Here is an 18,590-nt window from a genome sequence, read left to right on the forward strand (position 1 = left end):
TGGGGCAGGCCGCGCGTTCGGTCCCGCTACTACCGTCGCCGCGGGGCTCAGTTCCGTCCGGGGCACGGCGGGTCGTAGTCCAGTTGCGGGATGTACTTGTGCCAGAGGGCGGGTGTCAAGAGATTCCCGGTCGCCCGGCATACGTAGTCGACGGCGGCTTGGGCGGACAGCGGCAGGGTGAACACGGTGTTCTCCCCGGTGCCGATGAAGAGGAAACGCCCGTCAGGGGAGAACACGACGGCGTTGACCCAGTTGATGACGCCGGTCACCGGCAGTCCGTGGGCCCGCGCGCGGCCCCGCTCGTCGACGTCCCACAGTCGGAGCGTCGTGTCGGAACTGCCGCTGATCAGAGTGCGGCCGTCCGGGCTGAAGGCCAGGGTGTAGACGATGTCCGTGTGGCCGGTGAGCGGGGCGCCCGTCGGTGTGGGGCGCGCGCGGTCGGTGAGGTTCCACAAGCGGACTGTGCTGTCGTTGCCGGCGGCGGCGAGGGTACGGCTGTCCGGGCTGAAGGCGACGGCCTGGAGCGGATCCGCGCTGGGACGCAGGGGTGTCCCCAGAGGCGTCGGCTGCGTGGGCTCGGCAATGTCCCACAGGCGGAGGGCGCCGTCTTGTGCCACAGCGGCGAGCGTGCGGCCGTCCGGGCTGACGGCCAGGCGGTTGATCCGGCCTGCCTGGGTCTCTATCGGTGACCCCAGGGACGTGCGGCGGGACGAATCGGAGACGTCCCACAGCCGGATCGTACCGTCGGCGTCGCCGCCTGCCAGCGTGCGCCCGTCCGGCGTGAATCCGACCGCCAGGAGGTTGCCCTGGGGATTGTGCAGCGGACCACCCAGCGGCTGGGGTTTGGCCGGTGCGCTGACGTCCCACAGCCGGATGTCCGGCCCGGCGGCGACGGCCAGGACCCTGCCGTCGGGGCTGAAGGCGACCCAGTTGACGAACGGCGTGTGGCCAGTGATCGACGCGCTGACCTGGCGGGGAGCGGCCGGGTTCCTGACATCCCAGAGACGGACGGTGTTGTCCTGGGAGCCCGAGGCGAGCAGCCGGCCGTCGGGGCTCACGTCCACGGTGTTGACGTAGCCGGTGTGCCCACTCAGGATCGTCCGCGGGATGGTCCACAGGCGGATGGTGTGGTCGGCGCCCGCGCTGGCCAGCATGGTGCCCTTCGGGTCGAAGGCCAGGGCCAGCACGGGCCCGGTGTGACCGTCCAGGGCGTTGGTGAGGTCCCGGACGTCGCCCGGATTCGTCACGTTCTCGAGCCAGATGGTGTTGTCGTCCCCGCCGTAGGCCATGAGGTTGCCCGTGCGCGAGAAGGCGACGGTGTTGACGACGTTGTTACTGGCGGCGGAGTCGACCCGGACCGGCTTGGCGGGGTTCGTGACATTCCACAGGTGGGTCTCCTGGTCGCTCCCGGCCACCGCCAGCGTGCGGCTGTCCGGGCTGAAAGAGACCGCCTGGGCGAAGCCGGGGAGCCCTGCCCTGAAGGAGATGTCGGCCGTCCGGCCGACGGCCGACGGATGCCGACGGTCCGTCACCTTCCACAACCGCACCGTCCCATCGTTTCCAGCGCTCGCCAGCAGCTTGCCGTCCGGGCTGAAGGCCACCCCGTTCACCTCGTCCTCGGAGGCGGGGAGCGGCTCGGAGAGGGGCCGCAGGTGCCCGGGATCGGTGGTGTCCCACAGGTGGATGCGGCCGTCATGGCCTGCCACGGCCAGGGCGTGTCCGTCCGGCCTGAAGGCGAGCGTCCTCAGAGCGCCGGTACCGTCACGGGCCGTGGTGCCGAGGCCGTCCGGGCGGCCAGGGTCACGGATGTCCCACAGGCGTACGATGCCGTCCTCGCCCGTGCTGGCCAGGAGGCGTCCGTCGGGGCTGAAGGCGAGCGCCAGCACCGCGCCCTTGGGCCCGCGCAGCGGATCGCCCAGCGGGACCGGGTGGCCCGCGCGGGCGGTGTTCCACAGCCGGATCGTGCCGTCGCCTCCGGCGCTGGCCAGCACGCGTCCGTCCGGGCTGAAGCCAATGGCGTTCACCCGGTCGGTATGGCCGGTCAACACGGTGGCAAGCGGCACGTTCTGGGCGCTGAGCAGGTGAGTCTCCGTCGACGCGGCCGGCGACATCCGGTGCGCGACCAGAGTCAGCTGGGCGGCCAGCGACGGGTCGGTCGCGCGCACCAGGTCGGCCTGGGCTCTGATCTCGCCGAGGATGGCGGTGTTGCGTTCCTGCTGTGCCGTGTTGCGCTGCTGGAACGCGAGGACGGCGGACAGCGCGACGAGGAGGGCAAGCACGGTCAGACCGGCGACGACCCCCAGGCGGATCCGGCGCGTGCGGTGCCGTTGCCGTACGGAGGCGGCAATGAACGCGGACACATCCGGATCGACCTCGCCCGTGCCCTTATCGTCGCCCAGGGCACAGGCTTCGTCCAGGCGGTGGCCCCGGTACAGCAGCGCCGGGTCGTGGTCGGCGTCCTGCCACGCGGTGGCCGCGTCTTCCAGCCGCTGGCGTGCCATGTACTGGGCGCGGTGGGCCTCGATCCACTCCCGCAGGTGCGGCCAGGCCCGTAGCAGCACCTCGTGGGTGATGGTGACTGTGTCCTGTTCCCGGGTCAGCAGCCGTCCCCGGGTGAACGTCTCGACGACCTCGGCCGTCTCGTCGGAGTGCGGGCCGTGGCTCAGCAGTTCGGCGTACCGCACCGGGCGACGCGTGTCGTGGGTGCCGTCGCCGAACTTGACCAGGCGCAGAAACACGGTCTCCGCGCTGCGCTGCGCCTGCGGATCCAGCCGGTCGAAGCAGCGGTCCGCTTCGGCCGTCACGCTGTGCGCGATGCCGCCTGTGGACTCGTAGCCGTCCACGGTGAGGACGTGTCCTGCCCGGCGCAGCCAGGTGGCCCGCAGCGCGTGGGCGAGCAGTGGAAGCCGCCCGATCTCGTAGGCGTCAGCTTCGTCCGTTCCCGGCGGTGTGTGGTCGGGTTCCGGTGCGCCGAGGTCGCGCAACAGGACCGGTACGAGGCCCGGTTCGACGTCCAGTCCGACAGCGTGGGCGGGATGCAGGATCGCCTCCCGTACGCCGGCCTGGGACAGTGGCCCGACGATCACCTGGTTGCGTTCCACCGCTTCGAGGAGCCCCGGATGGGCGGCGCAGTGGGTGTAGAAGTCCGAGCGCAGGCCGAAGACGACCAGGCCGACGGGCGGTTCGCCGTCGGGGCCCGGGTCCGCCATGGCCAGGACCGCGGCCAGGAAGTCCCGCCGCTCCCGCTCGTCGGTGCACAGCGTGAACAGTTCCTCCAACTGGTCCACGACCAGGAGCAGGCGGCGTCGTGCGCCGTTCCCGCCGTCGCCCGCCGTGAGTGCGCGCCGCAGTTCTGCCGGCTGCCACACCGGAGCGCCTGACCCGTTGCCGGACGTTCCCCGCACTCCGTCCACCATCTCCGACAGGCGGGTGCCGAGGGCCGCCATCGGCTGTGCGCCCGGGGTCAGCCACAGGTGGGGCCAGCACGCCGAGCCCGGCAGGGCTCCCCGGCTGACCTCGGCCAGGAGTCCGGCCCTGAGCAGCGAGGACTTCCCGGCCCCGGAGGGCGCGACGACGATCAGTGCCCCACCCACTGTGAGGCAGGCGTCCAGCCGGACCAGCAGCTTGGCCACGAGCGCGTCCCTGCCGAAGAAGTACGGGGCCTGTTCGGCGCTGAACGCGGCCAGACCGGGATACGGGCACTCCTGGGACATCGTGGCGGCGTGCACACGACGGGCCGTGCGCACGCCGTCCTCGTAGTGCAGGTGCAGGTCCCGCTCCGACACGTACAGGTCCCGGCGTGCCTGATAGATCCTGGCCCGTTCCGAGGCGTGGGCCTCCAGCAGGATCCCCTCTCCGTGCCCGGGATCTCTGTCGGCGGGACTCATGGCCCGTAGATGTTCTGGTCGCGCCCGGCCTGGTACACCCGGCCATGTCCGGATGCCTCTGCCCGGAACTCATGAGATCCGGTGCGGGCGCTGTCCTCGCGCCCCAGAAGCGGGCCGATTTCCTCTTCGATGAGCCGCCGCAGCCCGTCCGCCAGCGCGGGATCGTCCCGCAGCAGCGCGGTCAGACGGGCCGCCCAGGCTGCGACGACGTGTGATTCCGCGTCTTCGTCCCGCGCTCGGCGGGCCGCCAGCACGTGGTCTCGGGACTGCATGAACGCAGCGTCCATCTGGTCTGCCTGCTGCGGACGTATAAGTCGCCACCAGGCTATGAGGGCCGCTCGTGCCTGCTGCCAAGCATCCACGGCCATCGCTCCCACCAAGGACGTGGCTGCGGACGATACGATCGCATCCATCGTCATCAACTCCTTGGGCTGCCTTATGGCTTCCGAACTTAGACAGCCCGTCGATGCTGGTCGCGGATTCCTCGTCCGCAGCCACTTCCGGGCGTTTCGGCCTAAACAATGTCGTCCGGTACGGTGCAAGCTCCTCCGCCCCGGGCCTGCCAACTACCTCCACAGACGGCTCGAATCCATTCTGGACTGGGCTTGTCTGGCATACCTCATATGTGATGCAGACACTTCAAAATGGGATGCGGACACTTAAAAAAATGAGTTGCGCGCAAGCTATCTTGCTTGAGATGCGCGTCAACAAGAGGTTCGAGGAACAGTTCGTCCCCACCATCCCCATCCCCCTTGTTGTAGCAAGTCCACGTCAATAGCAAGCCCATTGACTTTGCACTCTCACCCAAGAAGGCCCTGCATGAACTTCTCGGGGGATTCGCGGAACTTGATCTTCTCCTCCAAGCTGAGTCAACGACCTCCGATTCGATGCCGATTTGATTCCCCCATCGACTTACGGACGTAGGACCCGTTCAACCGGCCGCGAATTACTGGACCCCCCAGAGATTCCCATCGTGTCTCAGCTCAGACGGCTATAAGGTCAGCCTCCGCAGGGAGTTCTGACTCTCTCATTGTCTGCTGGCCTCCGAGTTACGCAACTGCACTCGCGAAGTTCACGGAGGTGCACTACCTGTTTCAAGGAAACCTGGGCACCGCGCGGAGCACGCCCGGTGGTGCGCGGTCGGGGAAACGGCCGGGTGAAGCTTGCCGTCCGGGATGCTGTGGCAGGACGGCGCCGATCGGCCTTTACTGGAAGGTGAGGATCACCAGAATAGGCGACCGAATAGTTTCGCCCGACGCCGGATGCTTCGCCAAGGCAGGAGGTCGTGCCATGGACCCGCCTCTGCGAGAGCGCGACCTACCGCACCTCGTGGTCGACCGCCCGGACCGGCTGCGCGGCCGGGTCTTCGTCCTCGACGACCAGCCGATGCTGGTCGGGCGGGACGCCGACTGCCAGATCCAAGTGGGCGATCCGGGCGTCAGCCGACGGCACGCGGTGGTGTGGCGGGCCTCGGGCCGGACCACCGTCGAGGATCTCGCCTCCACCAACGGCACCATGCTGAACGGTCACCCGGTGCTCGGGCAGCAGGTGCTGCACTCGGGCGACGTGCTGGATTTTGGGCCCTTCGAGGTGCATTACGAAGAGCTGCGCTCCGCCGACCGGACCGTTCAGGCCCCGAAGCCCGGAGCCGGCGGCACCCCGGGCGGTACCTCGGACACCATGCCGGGCTGGGGCCCCGCCCCTGCGCCCGGGCCCATGCCTCACGGTGCTCCCGCCGCAGGGCCGCCACCCTCCGGCCCGCCGGGCCGCCCGGCACCGCGCGAGGCCGGCCGTACGCCGCCCGGCGGCGAGCGGCGGTTCGATATCGGGGAGCAGCAGGCCGACCGGCTGAGCAACGTCGCTGGGGACCAGTACAACTACGTTCAGCAGGCACAGCGCGAGAGCTTTTTCAAGGAGATCGCCGCGACCCGTACCAGGGCGCGACACCTGATCATGCTCGGCTTCCTGCTCTTTCTGGTCGGGGGCGGGATCTACGGCTGGGTGATCATTCGATTCATTGCCAGGACCAACGACGATTTTTCGTCGGGGAGTTCGAACTTCGACTATTCCCCGGAGCTGCTCGGACCGAAGGTGGCCGGGGTGCCGGTAGGGGCGGTCGGGTTCGCGATGGCGGCTATCGGGACGGTTCTGACGGTCATCGGGATCGTTGTGCACATCGTGACGACGTCCCGGCGCCGCCGCTTCGAGGATGCCGAGCGGCAGGCGTTCTGGCGGCAGCGGTGAGGAGATGGGGAGCCATGGCCTTCAACATCGGCAACCAGCAGGGCGGCGTGGTCAACAACGTCGCCGGGAACCAGACCGTTCACGGTGGCCAGTCGGCCGTCTTCACGGCGGGCGGGCAGGAGGTGCGCGGCCTGGTCCGGGAACTGAGGGCGTCGATCGAGCGGACGGCGCTGCCGCCAGCAATCGAGCCCGAGGTGCGGGCCGAGCTGGACTCGCTGGACGAGGAGGTCGCCCGGCCGGAGCCGGACCGGGAGGCAGTGGCGGGCCGGCTCGGACGGATCACCCGGCTGCTGTCCTCGGCGGGTGCGCTGGCCACGGCCAGCACCGGGCTGATCGGGCCGCTCGGAGCGCTCGCGGGCTGGCTCGGCGCACTCGGCCAGCCGATCTTGCGGGCGATCGCAGGCTGATGTGCTCCTTTCGGCCGTCAAACCCCCCATGCACGTAGAGACTTTCATGCAAGCCCGCCAGCCCGGCACGGACGGCGTGTTCGCCACCAACGACCTCATGGCGCAGGGCGCCTGCGGACGACGGGTCGGGTCACGGTCGTGGGCGCAGATCGGACGACGGGTCGGGTCACGGTGGGGGCGTGGATCGGAGGACGTGTAGCCCGAACTGCGGGCGCGGCCAAGGGCGTTCGCACGGCGCGCGTGACGCATGAGTCCGCAGGCCGGCCGGCGCAGGAGGGCGCGGTCCCGGTGGCTCTGTCCGGGCCGCGCCCCCGTCAGCGGTCTGTCACCCAGGTCGCGTCGGACGGCCAGTTCCCCGTCCGCACGATGTGGCTCGCGATCCTGAGCGCCTCGCTCAGGGGCACGGTGTCCGCGTCCGGGTAGGCGTCGTGCTGTCCGCCGGTGAGGACGAAGCCCTCACTCCAGCCCTCAGCTCCCGGGGTGGCGGCGTGTTCACCGGGGTCGTCCTCGCCGTCGAGCACCATGACCATCGCGCGGCGGGTGTTGGTGACGAGGGCGAGCGAACGTCCGGCGCTGCTGGTCAACCAGGTCTCCAGGCGGCCCTCGGCGATCCTCGTGCGGAGCGTCTGCGTCACTGTTCCGGCCGGGACGGGGGTGCCGGGGCCATCGTGGTCCACTGTCCAGGATTCGTGCACGGTGCGACGGTCTCACGGCGGGATCGGCCTGGCGGAGGCGGTCGCCCCGGGCGGTGCGGCGAGGTCGTGGAGCCCCGTGTCGGGGCTCGCGTCGAACCGGCCTCGGTGGACGCCAAGCCAGGGCGGCCCGCTCCAACTGGCCACGCGGCGGGCGGAGTCAGCGTGATCCGCCACGGCTCCATGTCCGCCTTGGCTGTCGCCTTGGGACCGCCGGTTTCGTCGGGAGCGTCTGCTGCGGTGCAACGGGCTGCCCGGTGGCCTGGGTCAACAGGAGGGGGGTGAGGTCCAGCACGTTCAGCAGAGCGGCCGTCTGCCGTCCGTCACCGCTCCATCTGTTCGTTTCCTCGGCCCCCTCGTACTGTGCGGTGTCCATTCCGATCGATCGGGCCAGTCTGTCCGTAGTGAACTGCCGTACCAGTCGGTGTTCCGTCAGGGTGCGCGGAGACTCGATCCCCATCAGGTCCTTGGTCCGGCACCAGAGGACGTCCGCGAGGGCGAACAGCTCGTCCTCCGTGGGTCGGTACTCACCGGCCTCCCATGCGTGGACCAGCGGGATGTCGACGACAACTCTGTAGGCGTTCATCTGTTCCGTCACCTGGTGGGGCGACAGTCCCAGGTCCTGCCTGGCCGACTTGGCGGTGTCGGGTGAGAACGGCGGTCGGTTCACTGGTCGGCCTCTCTTGTCGCTGATGCCACGGACCGCGTCCGTGCGTCCCGGAGGCTCGGGCTGGAGGTCGGGGAACGCGGGTGCAGGAGCGAGCCCCCGGACGGTCGTGATCTTGAAAAGAGAGTTTCGCTGTCGGACCACGGTGACCGTGGCATGTGCACGGACTCCTGTCCGGCCGTCCCTCACACCTGCCTGCCTGGCCGGCCCGGATGTCCGGCCGGCCTGCCTCAAAAGGACATGGTCATCCCGCACAGCGGGACATCACGTCAGGGATGGGACGGGCATGAACTCCCGGGCGTCTGCCTGCGGTTGAGCTGCCGCTGCGGACCCTGCTGCCGTTCACCGCGGGAGTCCCGGGTGGAAGCGATGCGTCGCCAGCAGCAGGGCCAGGACGCCGAGGGCCGATCCTGTGACGTGCCGCTGGACCCGGAGCCAGGCGGGGCGTGTGGTGAGGAACGCCGAAGCGTGCCCGCGACGGCGATGACGACCAGGTTCGCGGAGACGCTCACGGCGATCTGGGCGCACCTGCACCCGGAGGACGGGCATCGGCGCTGCCACGCGCGCCTCCCGTCCGGGGCTGTAGGCCGCGTACACCGCTTCGGAACGGCCGAGGACCACCGGAGGAGACACTCAGACGGTCGCGGCGTAGGTCCAGAAGTCGCGCATCCACGTGGGGAAGGCAGGACCGGGCAGGCCGCAGGGGGTGAAGAGGATGGTGACCGTGTCGGTCGACGGGTCGATGTGCGCGGCGGTGCCGGTGCCGCCCACCCATCCGTAGCGGCCGGGGGTGTTCCACGGCTCCGCGGAGGTGACGTCGACCGACCCGCCGTAGCCCCACCCCTGGCCCTGGAGGAAGAGGTCGCCCTCGTCGCGCTGGTCCGCGGTGAGGTGATCCGTCGTCATGAGGCGTACGGACTCCCGAGAGAGGACCGTGCCGCCGCCGGCAAGCAGCATGCGGCCGAAGGCGTGCCAGTCCGCGACGGTGGACACCAGGCCCCCCGCGCCCGAGGCGAAGGCGGGCGGGGTGGACCAGGCGCCGTCGGCGGCATCGGCAAAGGTGTGGGTGCCGTCAGGGGCTGTCAGGTAGTAAGGGGTGAGGCGGTCGCGCTCCGATGCCGGTACGGCGAAGGCCGTGTCCTTCATCCCGAGCGGCTCGAAGATCCGCTCGGCCAGGAACTCCGGCAGCCCACGCCCCGCGGCCCGTGCCACCAGCACGCCTTGCAGGTCGGAGCTGGCGTTGTACAGGAACGCCTCTCCGGGCTGCCGCAGCAAGGGGATTCCGGCGAGGGCGGCGACCCACTCGTCCGGACTCAGCGGCGACCGCGGACCTCCGTTGTACACGGCCACGTCCGCGAACAGGGGCTGAAGGGCAGGCTCGGTGAAGTCGGCCCCGAAGCCCCATCCCGAGCGGGACGACAGGACGTCTTCCACGGTGACGGGACGGACGGCCGGCACCACGTCGGCCAGCTCGCTCGCGGGAGTGCGGACGACATTGGGGACGCCAGTTCCGGCAGCCAGCGCACGATCGGCGCGTCCAGGGTGAGCACACCGTGTCGACGAGCGCCAGCACCGCGGCGGCGGTCACGGGCTTGGTGACCGAGGAGAGCCGGAACACGGTGTCGGCCCGCATCGGCGCCGAGTCTGCGGGCTCCGTCGATCCCACGGCCGCGACCTTCACCTCGCCGGAGCGGTCCACCAGGGCGACCGCTCCGGGGAAGGCTCCCTCGGCGACGTACTTCTCCAACAGTGCGCCCAGTTGGTTCATCAGGCTCTGCCCTTCGTGTCACGGTCGACGGCGGATACGTCTCTAGGACCGTCCGCCGGCGCGAAACTCATCGGCGCAGACCCACACGTCTCCTCAGCGGCCGTGGGTCGAGGTGCTGCGGTAACCGGTGTAGGGGTTGTCGAGGATGGAGGCAGAAGGCGCTGGCGCCGTTGCCGGCACCGGCGGCGAATCGCCACCTGAGCTGGGGCACCCTGCTGGTCGTGGCCAGCGACGGAATAGGAATCCAGAGCGCGCGATCGAGCCAGCGCGCAGGCGACAGCGGCGGATACGGCTCGGCGGGGCGGGCGCACCGGGCGCCGTAGCGAGATGGGCGGCTTGCCGACGAGGGAGCCATCGGGCGGCCCGGTCCAGGAGGCGAGGTGGCAGGATGACGCGGTGTCCGACTCTCTCCGTGAACTGTGGCTGCGCGGCATCGCCTTCAACGCGGCGGCGCCCGTCGACGTGCTGATACGTCTCCTGGACGAAGCGGCCGGTGAGGCCGGCTTGCTGATGTGTGAGGGGCGCGACCTGCCCGACGCCGTCATCGACGCGGCCCTCCGCCACCCGGTCGAGCGGACCCGCTGCGCCCTCGCCCGCAATCTGCACGTCGACCCGGCGCGACTCGCTCCCTTGGCATCGGACCCTTCGGGACTCGTCCGTGCGTATCTCGCCGGCGGCACCCGGCTCCAGCCCCGGTGGGTCCGGCCCCTGCCGGATGACATCCTCGTCACCTTCCTGACCGCCCAGGAAGGAGGCGAGGACGGCAGGGTCACCGAAATGGAGATCGTCGGGGAGCTCTGGTCCTCCCGGCAGGTCCCTCTGTCCTTCCCGCGGGACATGGCCGGTCACGACCACCCCGCACTCCGTCTGTATGCCGCCTTCCAGTGGCAGTCGCTCACCGCTGCGCAGCGCCATGCCCTGCTCGACGACTCCGACCCCGCCGTACGGGAAGCAGCCAGGAGGGGCAGCCGGCAGCTGGACCCGGAGGCGGTGGAGGCCGAGCTGCCGCCCATCGGATCACGCCACGCGGTGTCCGTGCTCAGCACCTGTGCCCTGTCACCCGCAGTCGTCGAACAGTGCTTCGCGGAGGACGAGGTAGACCCGCTGGTCCGGAACCGCCATACCCCAGCCGACGCCCTCGCCCGGCTCGCCCGCCACCCCGATACAGAGATCCGCAGGCTGGTCGCCACCCGGCCCGACCTGGGACCGGAGGCGGCGGAGCTGAGACAGGATCCGGACGAGGACGTGCGGATGCGTGCCCGCCTCCAGCCCTCCATCCGTACCTGGGCCGAATTCCAGGAGGTCCAAAAGGTCGTCGATCACGGGCCCGACTGCACCTGCCCGATCACGCAGCCGGCCACCGAGCCGTCGCCGGACTGGTACGCCACCTGTGCTGCGTCCGAGGAACCGGTGCTCCGCCGGGTTGCGGCGAGCTGGCCCGGCTTGCCCGCAGAGCTCGTCGGGACACTGGCGCTGGACGATGACGAGCAGGTACGCATCCGGCTGGCCTGCCACCACCCGCTGGCTCCGCCACACCTCCTCCTGGACGTCTTTGTGACCCGCCCGGCCCACCGTCCGCACCTGCTGACCCTGCCCGCGTTCCCCCGCACCGGCTGGACCCACCTCATCGTCCACCCGGACCCCGAGGTGCGCGCCCTGGCCGCGGCCGACCCCACCCTGCCCGAACCTCCGCTGGGAGACCCCGACGATGCAGTACGCCGGGCAGCCGCCGCCAACCCGACCCTGACACCGGAGACCCTGGAAACCCTCCTCACCGACCTTCGCACCGCAGAGGGCGCCGCGGCCAACCCGTCCCTCCCCGTCCCCCGCATGCACGCACTCCTCGACCAATGCCTGAACGACGCCGTCACCGCGCCGACGGCGGCCCGACGCTGAGAGACGACACCCACGTAGCGATCACGGACATGGCAACCTCCGTCGGCCATCGACTGTCCCTGTGCGGTCGGCTCGGGGCGCGGTGACGACGTTGCCGTCGTTCCGTTTCCCCGAGCCGCCGACCCGAACCGGACGTGCGTGTCTCCACGCATCCGGCTCTCCACGTGTCTTGCCCTGCGGTCAGCCGGTTCCGGCTGCCGAGTCGATGGTCCACGGAGTCGGGATACGTGCTCCGCGGTAGCGATAGCGTTCGATCATGACGCTGGATGCGCCGAGGAACGCGGTGTCGCCGTCGGCGAACCGCCACCCCTGGTCACAGAATCTCCTCAACTGGCTGCTGGGGATGCTGTGTTTCCGGCGGAGCCAGATCGCGACGCGGTGCCACGCGTGGTGGTCGACCGCGTTGAAGGTCCGCTTCGCCGAACCATGGTGGAAGTAGATCGCCCACCCTCTCAGCGTCTGGTTCAGCTCGGTCAGGAGCTGGGTCAGACTCTGGTTCTGGGTGTTTCTGTAGGTCCGCTCCGAGATTCGGTCCCTCACGGCCTGCACGGCCTTCTTGGAGGGCCGGGTGTAGACGTATCGCTTGTTCGTGCCACGTTTCCGCTGGCGGCGGATGTGGTGGCCGAGAAAATCGAAGCCGTCGTCGATGTGGACCACGCGGGTCTGAAGCATCACTGTGAGCACCACGTCGGTGAAATGACCGACCAGGTCGGCGGCTTGCAAGTTGATTGGTTTCCTGGTTGGTCCTGACACCTTCAGTCCGCGCCGTCCTCGTCGTCGTCAAGTTCCGGCGCTTCCGGGTCGCGGCGGGGCCGTTATGAGCCGACGGCCGGGGTGGAGGCAGTGAAGCTGTAACGGCCGAGCACGTTGAGATTGCGGTGCTTGAGTGGGCAGAGACGGGCGATGTCCTCGTCCCGGATCTCGTGTCCCTCGGAGCGAAGCTGGGCGACGGCGGCAGCCGGTCCAGGGCGCGGACCTGGCGGTGCAGCTCCACCCGGGCTGTCGGCGTCCCGTCCGGCCAGTACTGCATGGCCGGACGAGACCCGTTTGCTTGCAGCCCGGTCGGATCCTGAAGGGACGGGTCGCGCCCCACACCCGCAATTAGGCCAAATATTCGACTGCCCGGGCTTGGGCGATACCTAAGGGGCTCTGCAGGTGAGGGGAGCAGGGACAGCTCATTCACCCCTCACTCTCTTCTCGGTCGACGTGGGTGTGCTGCAGCCGTACCTCGGACGGGAGGCGGCCGAAGTCGCCGCCGCCGATGGGGGCTTGATGCGTGCAGGCTGGTTCAGCTCGCTGGTTGTTGTGGGCGGTGGTGCGTCTTGGTGCTGGTGTGACGCTCTGGCCTGAAGGGGGTTGACGCCCGGTAAACCATGATTTCAATCATGTTTCTTCGTGTCGGAACGTGGTGGGGTTCGCGGGCTGTTGTGTACAACTCACGAACTCACAGGAGAGATTGACGCATTGAGACTCTTACGTGTGTCGGCGTGGAGACATGTTGCGGCCGGTGCCGCGCTGGCACTGCTGGCGGGGATAAGCACCGCGGCAGCGGCCCCTGCGCCGCCTGCGCCGGGCTTGGAGGATTCCCCGGCGGAGGTGGCGGCAGCCGGACCGCAGGACCTGGCGGCCATCGCTGCCGGGGGTGCGCGTCCGGTGTCGGGCACCGCTCCGTCGGCCGGCCCCAAGTTCGCCAAGTCAGGCTCCATCTGGCGGGTCATCGCACCGGAGGTGGTGCTGCGGAACTCGGTGACCGACGCCGACGGTGACACCTCCACTGAGACGTTCCAGGTGTATACCGCCAAAGCGGACGGCACGCCGGGAGTCGAGGTCGACCTCGACGGTGCGGGTTCGAACGACGTGCTGGTGTCGCCGTATGTGAACTCCGGTGCCACAGCGAAGGTGACGGTGCCGTACGGCATCCTGAAGCCCGGCGTGCTGTACAAGTTCCGCACCTCCGCCTATGACGGCAGTCTGTACGAGACGACCTGGTCACCGTGGGCGGACTTCCGTATCGAGCCGTACGTGAAGTTCCCTGCCGCGCAGACGTCATCGACGATCGATACGACCGCGCAGGAGACCGTCGAGGTCACCCGGACCGACCCTGGCCCGGCGCTGCCGGCGTTCGACGCCAACGGGACGGTGAAACGGGAAGCCGTCCAGGAGCGTTCCTGCGGCAAGCAGGATGCCGAGGGCCGCAAGCTGTGTATCGAACTGGCCCCGCCCACCGCGGAGTCGAAGGCGCGTGCGGCCAAGCGCACCGAGGCACTGCGCGAGGCGACAGAGGCGAAGGCCCGCAAGTCCGGTAAGTCGACCGCTGCGGCGGCTGCCGCTGCTGCTGACGCGCCGCTGGCGGACCTGGTCAGCTGGTGCTCCGACGAGCCGGCCGGCGCGGACTACATGAACCGCACCGATGCCTGCCTGAAGAGCATCGGGTCGGGGACGCTGGTGTTCGTCGACACCGACGACGCGACGATCGGCACCGCCACGTTCGACTTCGAACAGCGCATCAAGGCGTACCCGAACAAGGCCGCCGGTGGCACCAACTTCGCCGAGTTCGACCAGCAGATCCGCATCATGCCGGTGAACATCGACGCCGCCCTCGACGGCGTCACACTGAAGTGGAACACCCAGTCGATGTGCGCGGCGTGTAATACGTCGGTGATTCGGTGGGCCGACGACTTCGACAACGCGGCGGGCGACAGCGCCTACTGGGACGCGGACAATTGGAACGCCTACACCGACGGCAGGTGGGGCACCCGCGCCACCACCTGGAACGGCACCGGCAAGGAGACCATCGACCTCGGCTGGTCGGTGACCGCGAGCGTGGACGCCAGCGCCACCGCGGCCGACACGGCAGACTTCGGCACCACCGGCATTCCGGAGGTACAGGAGCTTGCACCCCGCTGCGACGACTTCGTGGCCGGGTCGCTGCCAGGCTGTGTACTGCCGTTCTTCAAGCCGACCTACACCGTGGACACCAACAAGTACCCGGCCGCCGGGGGCTACTACTGGTACATGCAACAGGTGATGCCCGACCACGCAGGCTCCAAGCGGTGGGACTCCCTGCTGCACTATCTGGGCCCGGACACCCCCCTCACGACCAGCACCGGCGCCAAGTGGACGAAAGCCAACAGCAGGAACGTCATCTGTGGTTCCAGCTCCTCCTGGAGCGTCCACCCGTCCGACGCATCGGTGGGATCAGTCGACTGCGACGAATATGCGATGGCCTCGACGCATGAGTCCGGCGGCTACCCGCAGGGCGTGAACCTCGTGACGTCAGGCACCAAGTGTGCACAACTGTTCACGGACAAGATGGGCGACGGCTCGGCAAACTTCGGCCTCCTCGCAGACACCCGCGCCGTGACGAACGGGCCGAGCGGTACGGAGCGGTGCGGGCGTGCAGCCATTTCCAGCTCGCAGAACGAGGAGGCGTTCAGCAGCTATCCGGCCCCGTCGTGGCGGCTGCTGGACGGTGACGGATTCTTCGTGACCCTGCCGGGATACGAGCACTGCACGTCGACCGCAACCACCTGCGCGTGGAAAAAGATCGGCTGATATAGCCCGAGCACCCAGGTACAGAAAAGCCAGAAGGGGGGCCGAGCCCGAAGGGCCGGCCCCCCTTCTCGTACGGTGTCAGCCGGACAGGGGCTGCCACCGATCCTCCTGTGCGGGATCGATACTGCTGAGCCACACCAGCGTCCCACCGATCAGGCCAGGTTTGTCCCGCGCGGCCAGAGCGGGGGCTTCGAGCATGTCGGCAGCCTCCTCCAGGTAGGTGACCAGTGTGTCGAGTTCACCGCCGGGCGTTTCGATTTCACGGGACCAGAAGCCCAGGTAGCCGGTCGCGGCGTCCAGGTACAGACCCATGGTGCTGTCGGCCGGGCCCAAAGCAACCACCGGAATCCGGGTCGCCTCCCACACGGTGATCCGCTCCTCTTCGGGACGGTCTGCGTTGAGGACGGCCTGCTGGGCCTGGGCGCCCGTCTTCAGTCGATAGCGGGATGCCACGGCGTCCAGGTTCATCAGCGCCATGTTGCCCGGAAAGCACCCCCAGCCATCGGCCCCGTCGTCGCCCGCAGTCAGCATCCACAGAACGCGCAGCTCGACGGGAATCGGGATACCGAGATCCTCTTCCAGGGCAGCGATGGACGCAGGACTGGCGCCGGCGCGGAGCGCGGCGTAGGAGTCGGGAGCGTTGTGCTTCAGCCAGCCGGTGATGCGCCGCCAGGCATCGGCGACCTCCCGTACGGTGGCCGCTGCGGCAACAAGGTCATCGGACTGGTCTTCGTCTTGGCCCAGTTGCTGCTCTGGGGCAGGAGTATCCGTGGAGGTCTCGGGGGAGGGCAGCGCTTTGAGGAACCGGATCTCGATCCGGTCCGACTCGCGGATGTAGCCGACGGACAGGTCGGGGCAGTCATCGAACATGTCGCCGTTGACCGTCACCGTCAGAATGCCGGCCGGCCCCGAAGGCCGGCCCATGTCGGGGTCGTCGGCCAGTTGGCCTGCCAAAGCTTTCAGCGCGTAGGGAACGTCTGCCCCGAGCTGGGCGGCGGTATCGCGTACGTCCGGCTGGATTTCGACCTTCACGACCTAGTGCTCCCTGCTGCTCGGATGGAGGATGGTGCCCTCACACAGTAGGCCCCCCGCGCACACCGTCAGGTGGTCGTCGGCCGCCCCTGCCGTACGGGGCGCGGCGGTCTGCCCCGATGTCCAGGACTGAACACAAGTTCCCGATGTGCAGCCCGACTTGGGAAATGAATACTCGAGGAGTTCGCCGACGCATGAGCACGGCCGGTTCCTGGACAGCGGTTCCGCAGGAACGGGCTGCGTCGCATCGGGAGACCGCACGCACGGCATGTGCGCGTAGCTCTGGCCGGATCGGTCATCGCGGGAGCGTTCCTCTGCGGCGAGCAGCAGCTGCAGCGGATGCAGGTGTCCTCGGTGGCTTTCGCGATCGGTGTCAGGGGCATGCCGCGGCGCCGTCGACAGTGCGAAGCCCCGGCTGGACGGGGGAGACCAGCCGGGGCGGTGTGGTGGTGGCGTGCGGAGGGCGGTCGCCTCGCGGCGAACGGCTCCATAGGGCTTCAGCCGAACGATCTTCCCCATGGGCAATAGATGAGGCCCGGGGACACTGTCCCCTCCGCAGCCACATACAGATGAACCGTCAACCACCCCTGGATGTTCCACCGTTGACGCCACGGGGCGTGTGAACTGGGGCACTCAGCTGGTCGCGGCCAACGACGGCTACCACCGCGCGCTCGCCGCCCATCAGCAGGCCGTCCCGGCCTCCTTGTCGGCCGATCCAAGGGATTGTTTGTGACCCTTATTGATCGAGGTGGTTATGCGCGTTTGGAGGGTCGGATCCGAAATCCTGGGGCTGAGGAGCCGACGAGGTCTCCTTCCAGCTCAACCTGGCTCGGTTCAGGGCAGGTTGACGCTGTGTCGGCATGAAGGGACAAGGGCCTTTGACCGTGAACGATGCGCTGGCGCTGCTGGCAGTGACGACCGCGCTGCGCGTATTCCTCCCCGACCTGCGGGCAGCGACACGCCTTCCGCTGCGTGCCGCCGTCCGGGCGGGCGTCAGTGAACTCCTGCAGGTCCGGCCCACCAACACGCCCTCCTCCATCTCGGTGGCTTCCCAAGGCACGGAGGAGGCGTAACCAGTGACTGGCACTGACGACGACAACAGGCACGACACCCTCCCGACATCGGTCGAGGACCTCAACGGATTGCGCGGCGTCCCGTACGACATGCCTCCGTCGTTGGACGCCTTCTACAGAATCTACGTCCAGGCGCAGGTCCGATACGCCGCGACGGTCCTGGGCGACAAGGACGCGGCCAAGACCGTTGTGCGCCACCTCTACCACCACCTCGCCATGAACTGGGCTGCCGTCCGGCTCGAGGAGTGCGGCACGGAGGCGTACGCGTGGCACCACCTGAAACGGCTTGTGGACGACCAGGCGCGTGCCTTCTTTCCCGGAGATCCTCTCGGCGCCGCCACGGCAGCCGGCGACCGAACCCACGCCGCGCACGCAGCCGCCCGAGAGATGCTGAGGGCGATGCGTTCCCAGATGGCGGACTTGGATTCGCCGGTCGGCCTCTACACGGCGATGAGCGGCCTCCCGGAGCGCCAGTTCGACGTGATCGTCCTCCATTACGCCCTGGGCTACTGCTCCCAGCAGGTCGCGCACATCATGGGCATTCAACCAAGCACCGTCCGCACCCACCGGCGCCTGGCCCGCGAGCGTATCGCCGCCAAACTCGGCATCGACCTGGGCGACGACGAGGAGAAGGAGTAGAAGGTGCCGGCACAGTTCGACGAACTACTTGGCCACGCGACCAGCTGCTACCCCCTCGCCGACGGTGAACTGGCCGACCTGCGGCAGGAGATCACCCGCGATGTCGTCACCGAGCTGATGTTCGGCCCCCAGCGGACCGATCGCCAGGTACACCGCGCCAGCAAGACGGACCGTGCCGGCGTCTACCTGAAGTCCTTGTCCCGCACGCTCCTGGACAGCGACTGCGCCCCCGTCCACTTGGCCCGCCTCGTCGACGACCTCACCGACATCGAGGGGGCTCTGCACTTCGGCTGTCTGCTCAACCTCGCCCAGGAACCGGAAGAGGCCATCTGGTGGTGGCAGTTTGCCGGCGGCGCCGGAAACGCGACCGCGGCCTACTGCCTGTACCTCCTCCACCTGAGCCGCGGTGAGCGACGGGACGCAGAACTCTGGATGGGCCAGGCTCTCGCCTCCGACAACAGGATCGCCTTTACCCCGCCCGTCTCCTGGGTAGGCCACCAACCCGGGTCACGCTCCGCGAATCTCCGGGAGGCCGTGAAGCGACTCAAGGCCGTGGAGGTCGCCGGATTCCCACTCCGTCGCCCAGATCGCCGATTCCTTAAACAGATCGGAAACCATCTGGCCTCCGGCGGTCCGCGGCGGCCCTGCGCATCCGTGCGGCACGCTCCATCCGATGCGCCACGCCGACGACGTCTGTGGTGATCACGGAGGCGTGCAGGCCCTTCGTCGT

Annotated in this window: 13 protein-coding genes and 1 pseudogene; 7 read left to right on the top strand and 7 right to left on the bottom strand. The window is 68.9% G+C overall.

Features of this window, described 5'->3' with window-relative positions:
• Positions 1 to 47: 47 nt before the first annotated feature.
• Together ACW4TU_RS45375 and ACW4TU_RS45380 are read right to left on the bottom strand one after the other, a co-directional pair.
• Positions 48 to 3,887, bottom strand: a complete 3,840-nt coding sequence (locus ACW4TU_RS45375) for an nSTAND1 domain-containing NTPase (protein WP_457430918.1) — start codon at positions 3,885 to 3,887, stop codon at positions 48 to 50.
• Positions 3,884 to 4,159, bottom strand: a complete 276-nt coding sequence (locus ACW4TU_RS45380; RefSeq protein WP_457430919.1) for a hypothetical protein — start codon at positions 4,157 to 4,159, stop codon at positions 3,884 to 3,886. The genes ACW4TU_RS45375 and ACW4TU_RS45380 overlap by 4 nt, the downstream gene beginning before the upstream one ends.
• A 1,018-nt stretch (positions 4,160 to 5,177) precedes the next feature.
• On the opposite strand from ACW4TU_RS45380, the gene ACW4TU_RS45385 reads away from it, so the two are divergent.
• Together ACW4TU_RS45385 and ACW4TU_RS45390 are read left to right on the top strand one after the other, a co-directional pair.
• Positions 5,178 to 6,131, top strand: coding sequence for an FHA domain-containing protein (locus tag ACW4TU_RS45385; RefSeq protein WP_457430921.1), 954 nt, complete (start codon positions 5,178 to 5,180; stop codon positions 6,129 to 6,131).
• Between the two features lie 14 nt (positions 6,132 to 6,145).
• Positions 6,146 to 6,538, top strand: a complete 393-nt coding sequence (locus tag ACW4TU_RS45390; protein ID WP_363167537.1) for a hypothetical protein — start codon at positions 6,146 to 6,148, stop codon at positions 6,536 to 6,538.
• Positions 6,539 to 6,852: 314 nt separating this feature from the next.
• Here ACW4TU_RS45390 and ACW4TU_RS45395 read toward each other — a convergent pair whose 3' ends face one another.
• From ACW4TU_RS45395 to ACW4TU_RS45405, 3 genes and pseudogenes are all read right to left on the bottom strand, one after another.
• On the bottom strand, positions 6,853 to 7,233 hold the full coding sequence (locus ACW4TU_RS45395) for a hypothetical protein (protein WP_457430923.1): 381 nt from the start codon (positions 7,231 to 7,233) through the stop codon (positions 6,853 to 6,855).
• A 157-nt stretch (positions 7,234 to 7,390) separates the two neighbouring features.
• Positions 7,391 to 7,900, bottom strand: coding sequence for a helix-turn-helix domain-containing protein (locus ACW4TU_RS45400; RefSeq protein ID WP_457430925.1), 510 nt, complete (start codon positions 7,898 to 7,900; stop codon positions 7,391 to 7,393).
• 630 nt (positions 7,901 to 8,530) lie between these two features.
• A pseudogene (locus ACW4TU_RS45405) lies at positions 8,531 to 9,665 on the bottom strand (serine hydrolase domain-containing protein).
• 396 nt (positions 9,666 to 10,061) lie between these two features.
• Here ACW4TU_RS45405 and ACW4TU_RS45410 point away from each other — a divergent pair.
• Positions 10,062 to 11,561, top strand: coding sequence for a hypothetical protein (locus tag ACW4TU_RS45410; protein ID WP_457430927.1), 1,500 nt, complete (start codon positions 10,062 to 10,064; stop codon positions 11,559 to 11,561).
• A 180-nt stretch (positions 11,562 to 11,741) separates the two neighbouring features.
• Here the strand turns inward: ACW4TU_RS45410 and ACW4TU_RS45415 are convergent, their stop codons facing one another.
• Positions 11,742 to 12,314 (bottom strand): group II intron maturase-specific domain-containing protein, encoded by a 573-nt coding sequence (locus tag ACW4TU_RS45415; protein WP_457430928.1) that lies wholly within the window; start codon positions 12,312 to 12,314, stop codon positions 11,742 to 11,744.
• A gap of 843 nt (positions 12,315 to 13,157) precedes the next feature.
• Between ACW4TU_RS45415 and ACW4TU_RS45420 the strand changes: the two genes are divergently transcribed.
• Positions 13,158 to 15,116 carry a hypothetical protein gene (locus tag ACW4TU_RS45420; RefSeq protein ID WP_457430930.1) on the top strand — a complete coding sequence of 653 codons (1,959 nt, stop codon included), beginning with the start codon at positions 13,158 to 13,160 and terminating at the stop codon, positions 15,114 to 15,116.
• 78 nt (positions 15,117 to 15,194) lie between these two features.
• Here ACW4TU_RS45420 and ACW4TU_RS45425 read toward each other — a convergent pair whose 3' ends face one another.
• Positions 15,195 to 16,148, bottom strand: a complete 954-nt coding sequence (locus tag ACW4TU_RS45425; RefSeq protein WP_457430932.1) for an SMI1/KNR4 family protein — start codon at positions 16,146 to 16,148, stop codon at positions 15,195 to 15,197.
• A gap of 884 nt (positions 16,149 to 17,032) precedes the next feature.
• Here ACW4TU_RS45425 and ACW4TU_RS45430 point away from each other — a divergent pair.
• Genes ACW4TU_RS45430 through ACW4TU_RS45440 form a run of 3 tightly spaced genes read left to right on the top strand, consistent with a single transcriptional unit; the run spans position 17,033 to position 18,562 of the window.
• Positions 17,033 to 17,221 (top strand): hypothetical protein, encoded by a 189-nt coding sequence (locus ACW4TU_RS45430; RefSeq protein WP_457430933.1) that lies wholly within the window; start codon positions 17,033 to 17,035, stop codon positions 17,219 to 17,221.
• 3 nt (positions 17,222 to 17,224) lie between these two features.
• Positions 17,225 to 17,860, top strand: a complete 636-nt coding sequence (locus tag ACW4TU_RS45435; protein WP_457430935.1) for a sigma-70 family RNA polymerase sigma factor — start codon at positions 17,225 to 17,227, stop codon at positions 17,858 to 17,860.
• Between the two features lie 3 nt (positions 17,861 to 17,863).
• On the top strand, positions 17,864 to 18,562 hold the full coding sequence (locus ACW4TU_RS45440; protein WP_457430937.1) for a hypothetical protein: 699 nt from the start codon (positions 17,864 to 17,866) through the stop codon (positions 18,560 to 18,562).
• Positions 18,563 to 18,590 lie beyond the last annotated feature (28 nt).

It is taken from the genome of Streptomyces kryoterrae (assembly GCF_054072135.1).

Excerpts from the sequence above, each read along its gene's own strand:
- ACW4TU_RS45375 (WP_457430918.1), bottom strand. The coding sequence starts at position 3,887 with ATGAGTCCCGCCGACAGAGATCCCGGGCACGGAGAGGGGATCCTGCTG.
- ACW4TU_RS45380 (WP_457430919.1), bottom strand. The coding sequence starts at position 4,159 with ATGCAGTCCCGAGACCACGTGCTGGCGGCCCGCCGAGCGCGGGACGAA.
- ACW4TU_RS45385 (WP_457430921.1), top strand. The coding sequence starts at position 5,178 with ATGGACCCGCCTCTGCGAGAGCGCGACCTACCGCACCTCGTGGTCGAC.
- ACW4TU_RS45390 (WP_363167537.1), top strand. The coding sequence starts at position 6,146 with ATGGCCTTCAACATCGGCAACCAGCAGGGCGGCGTGGTCAACAACGTC.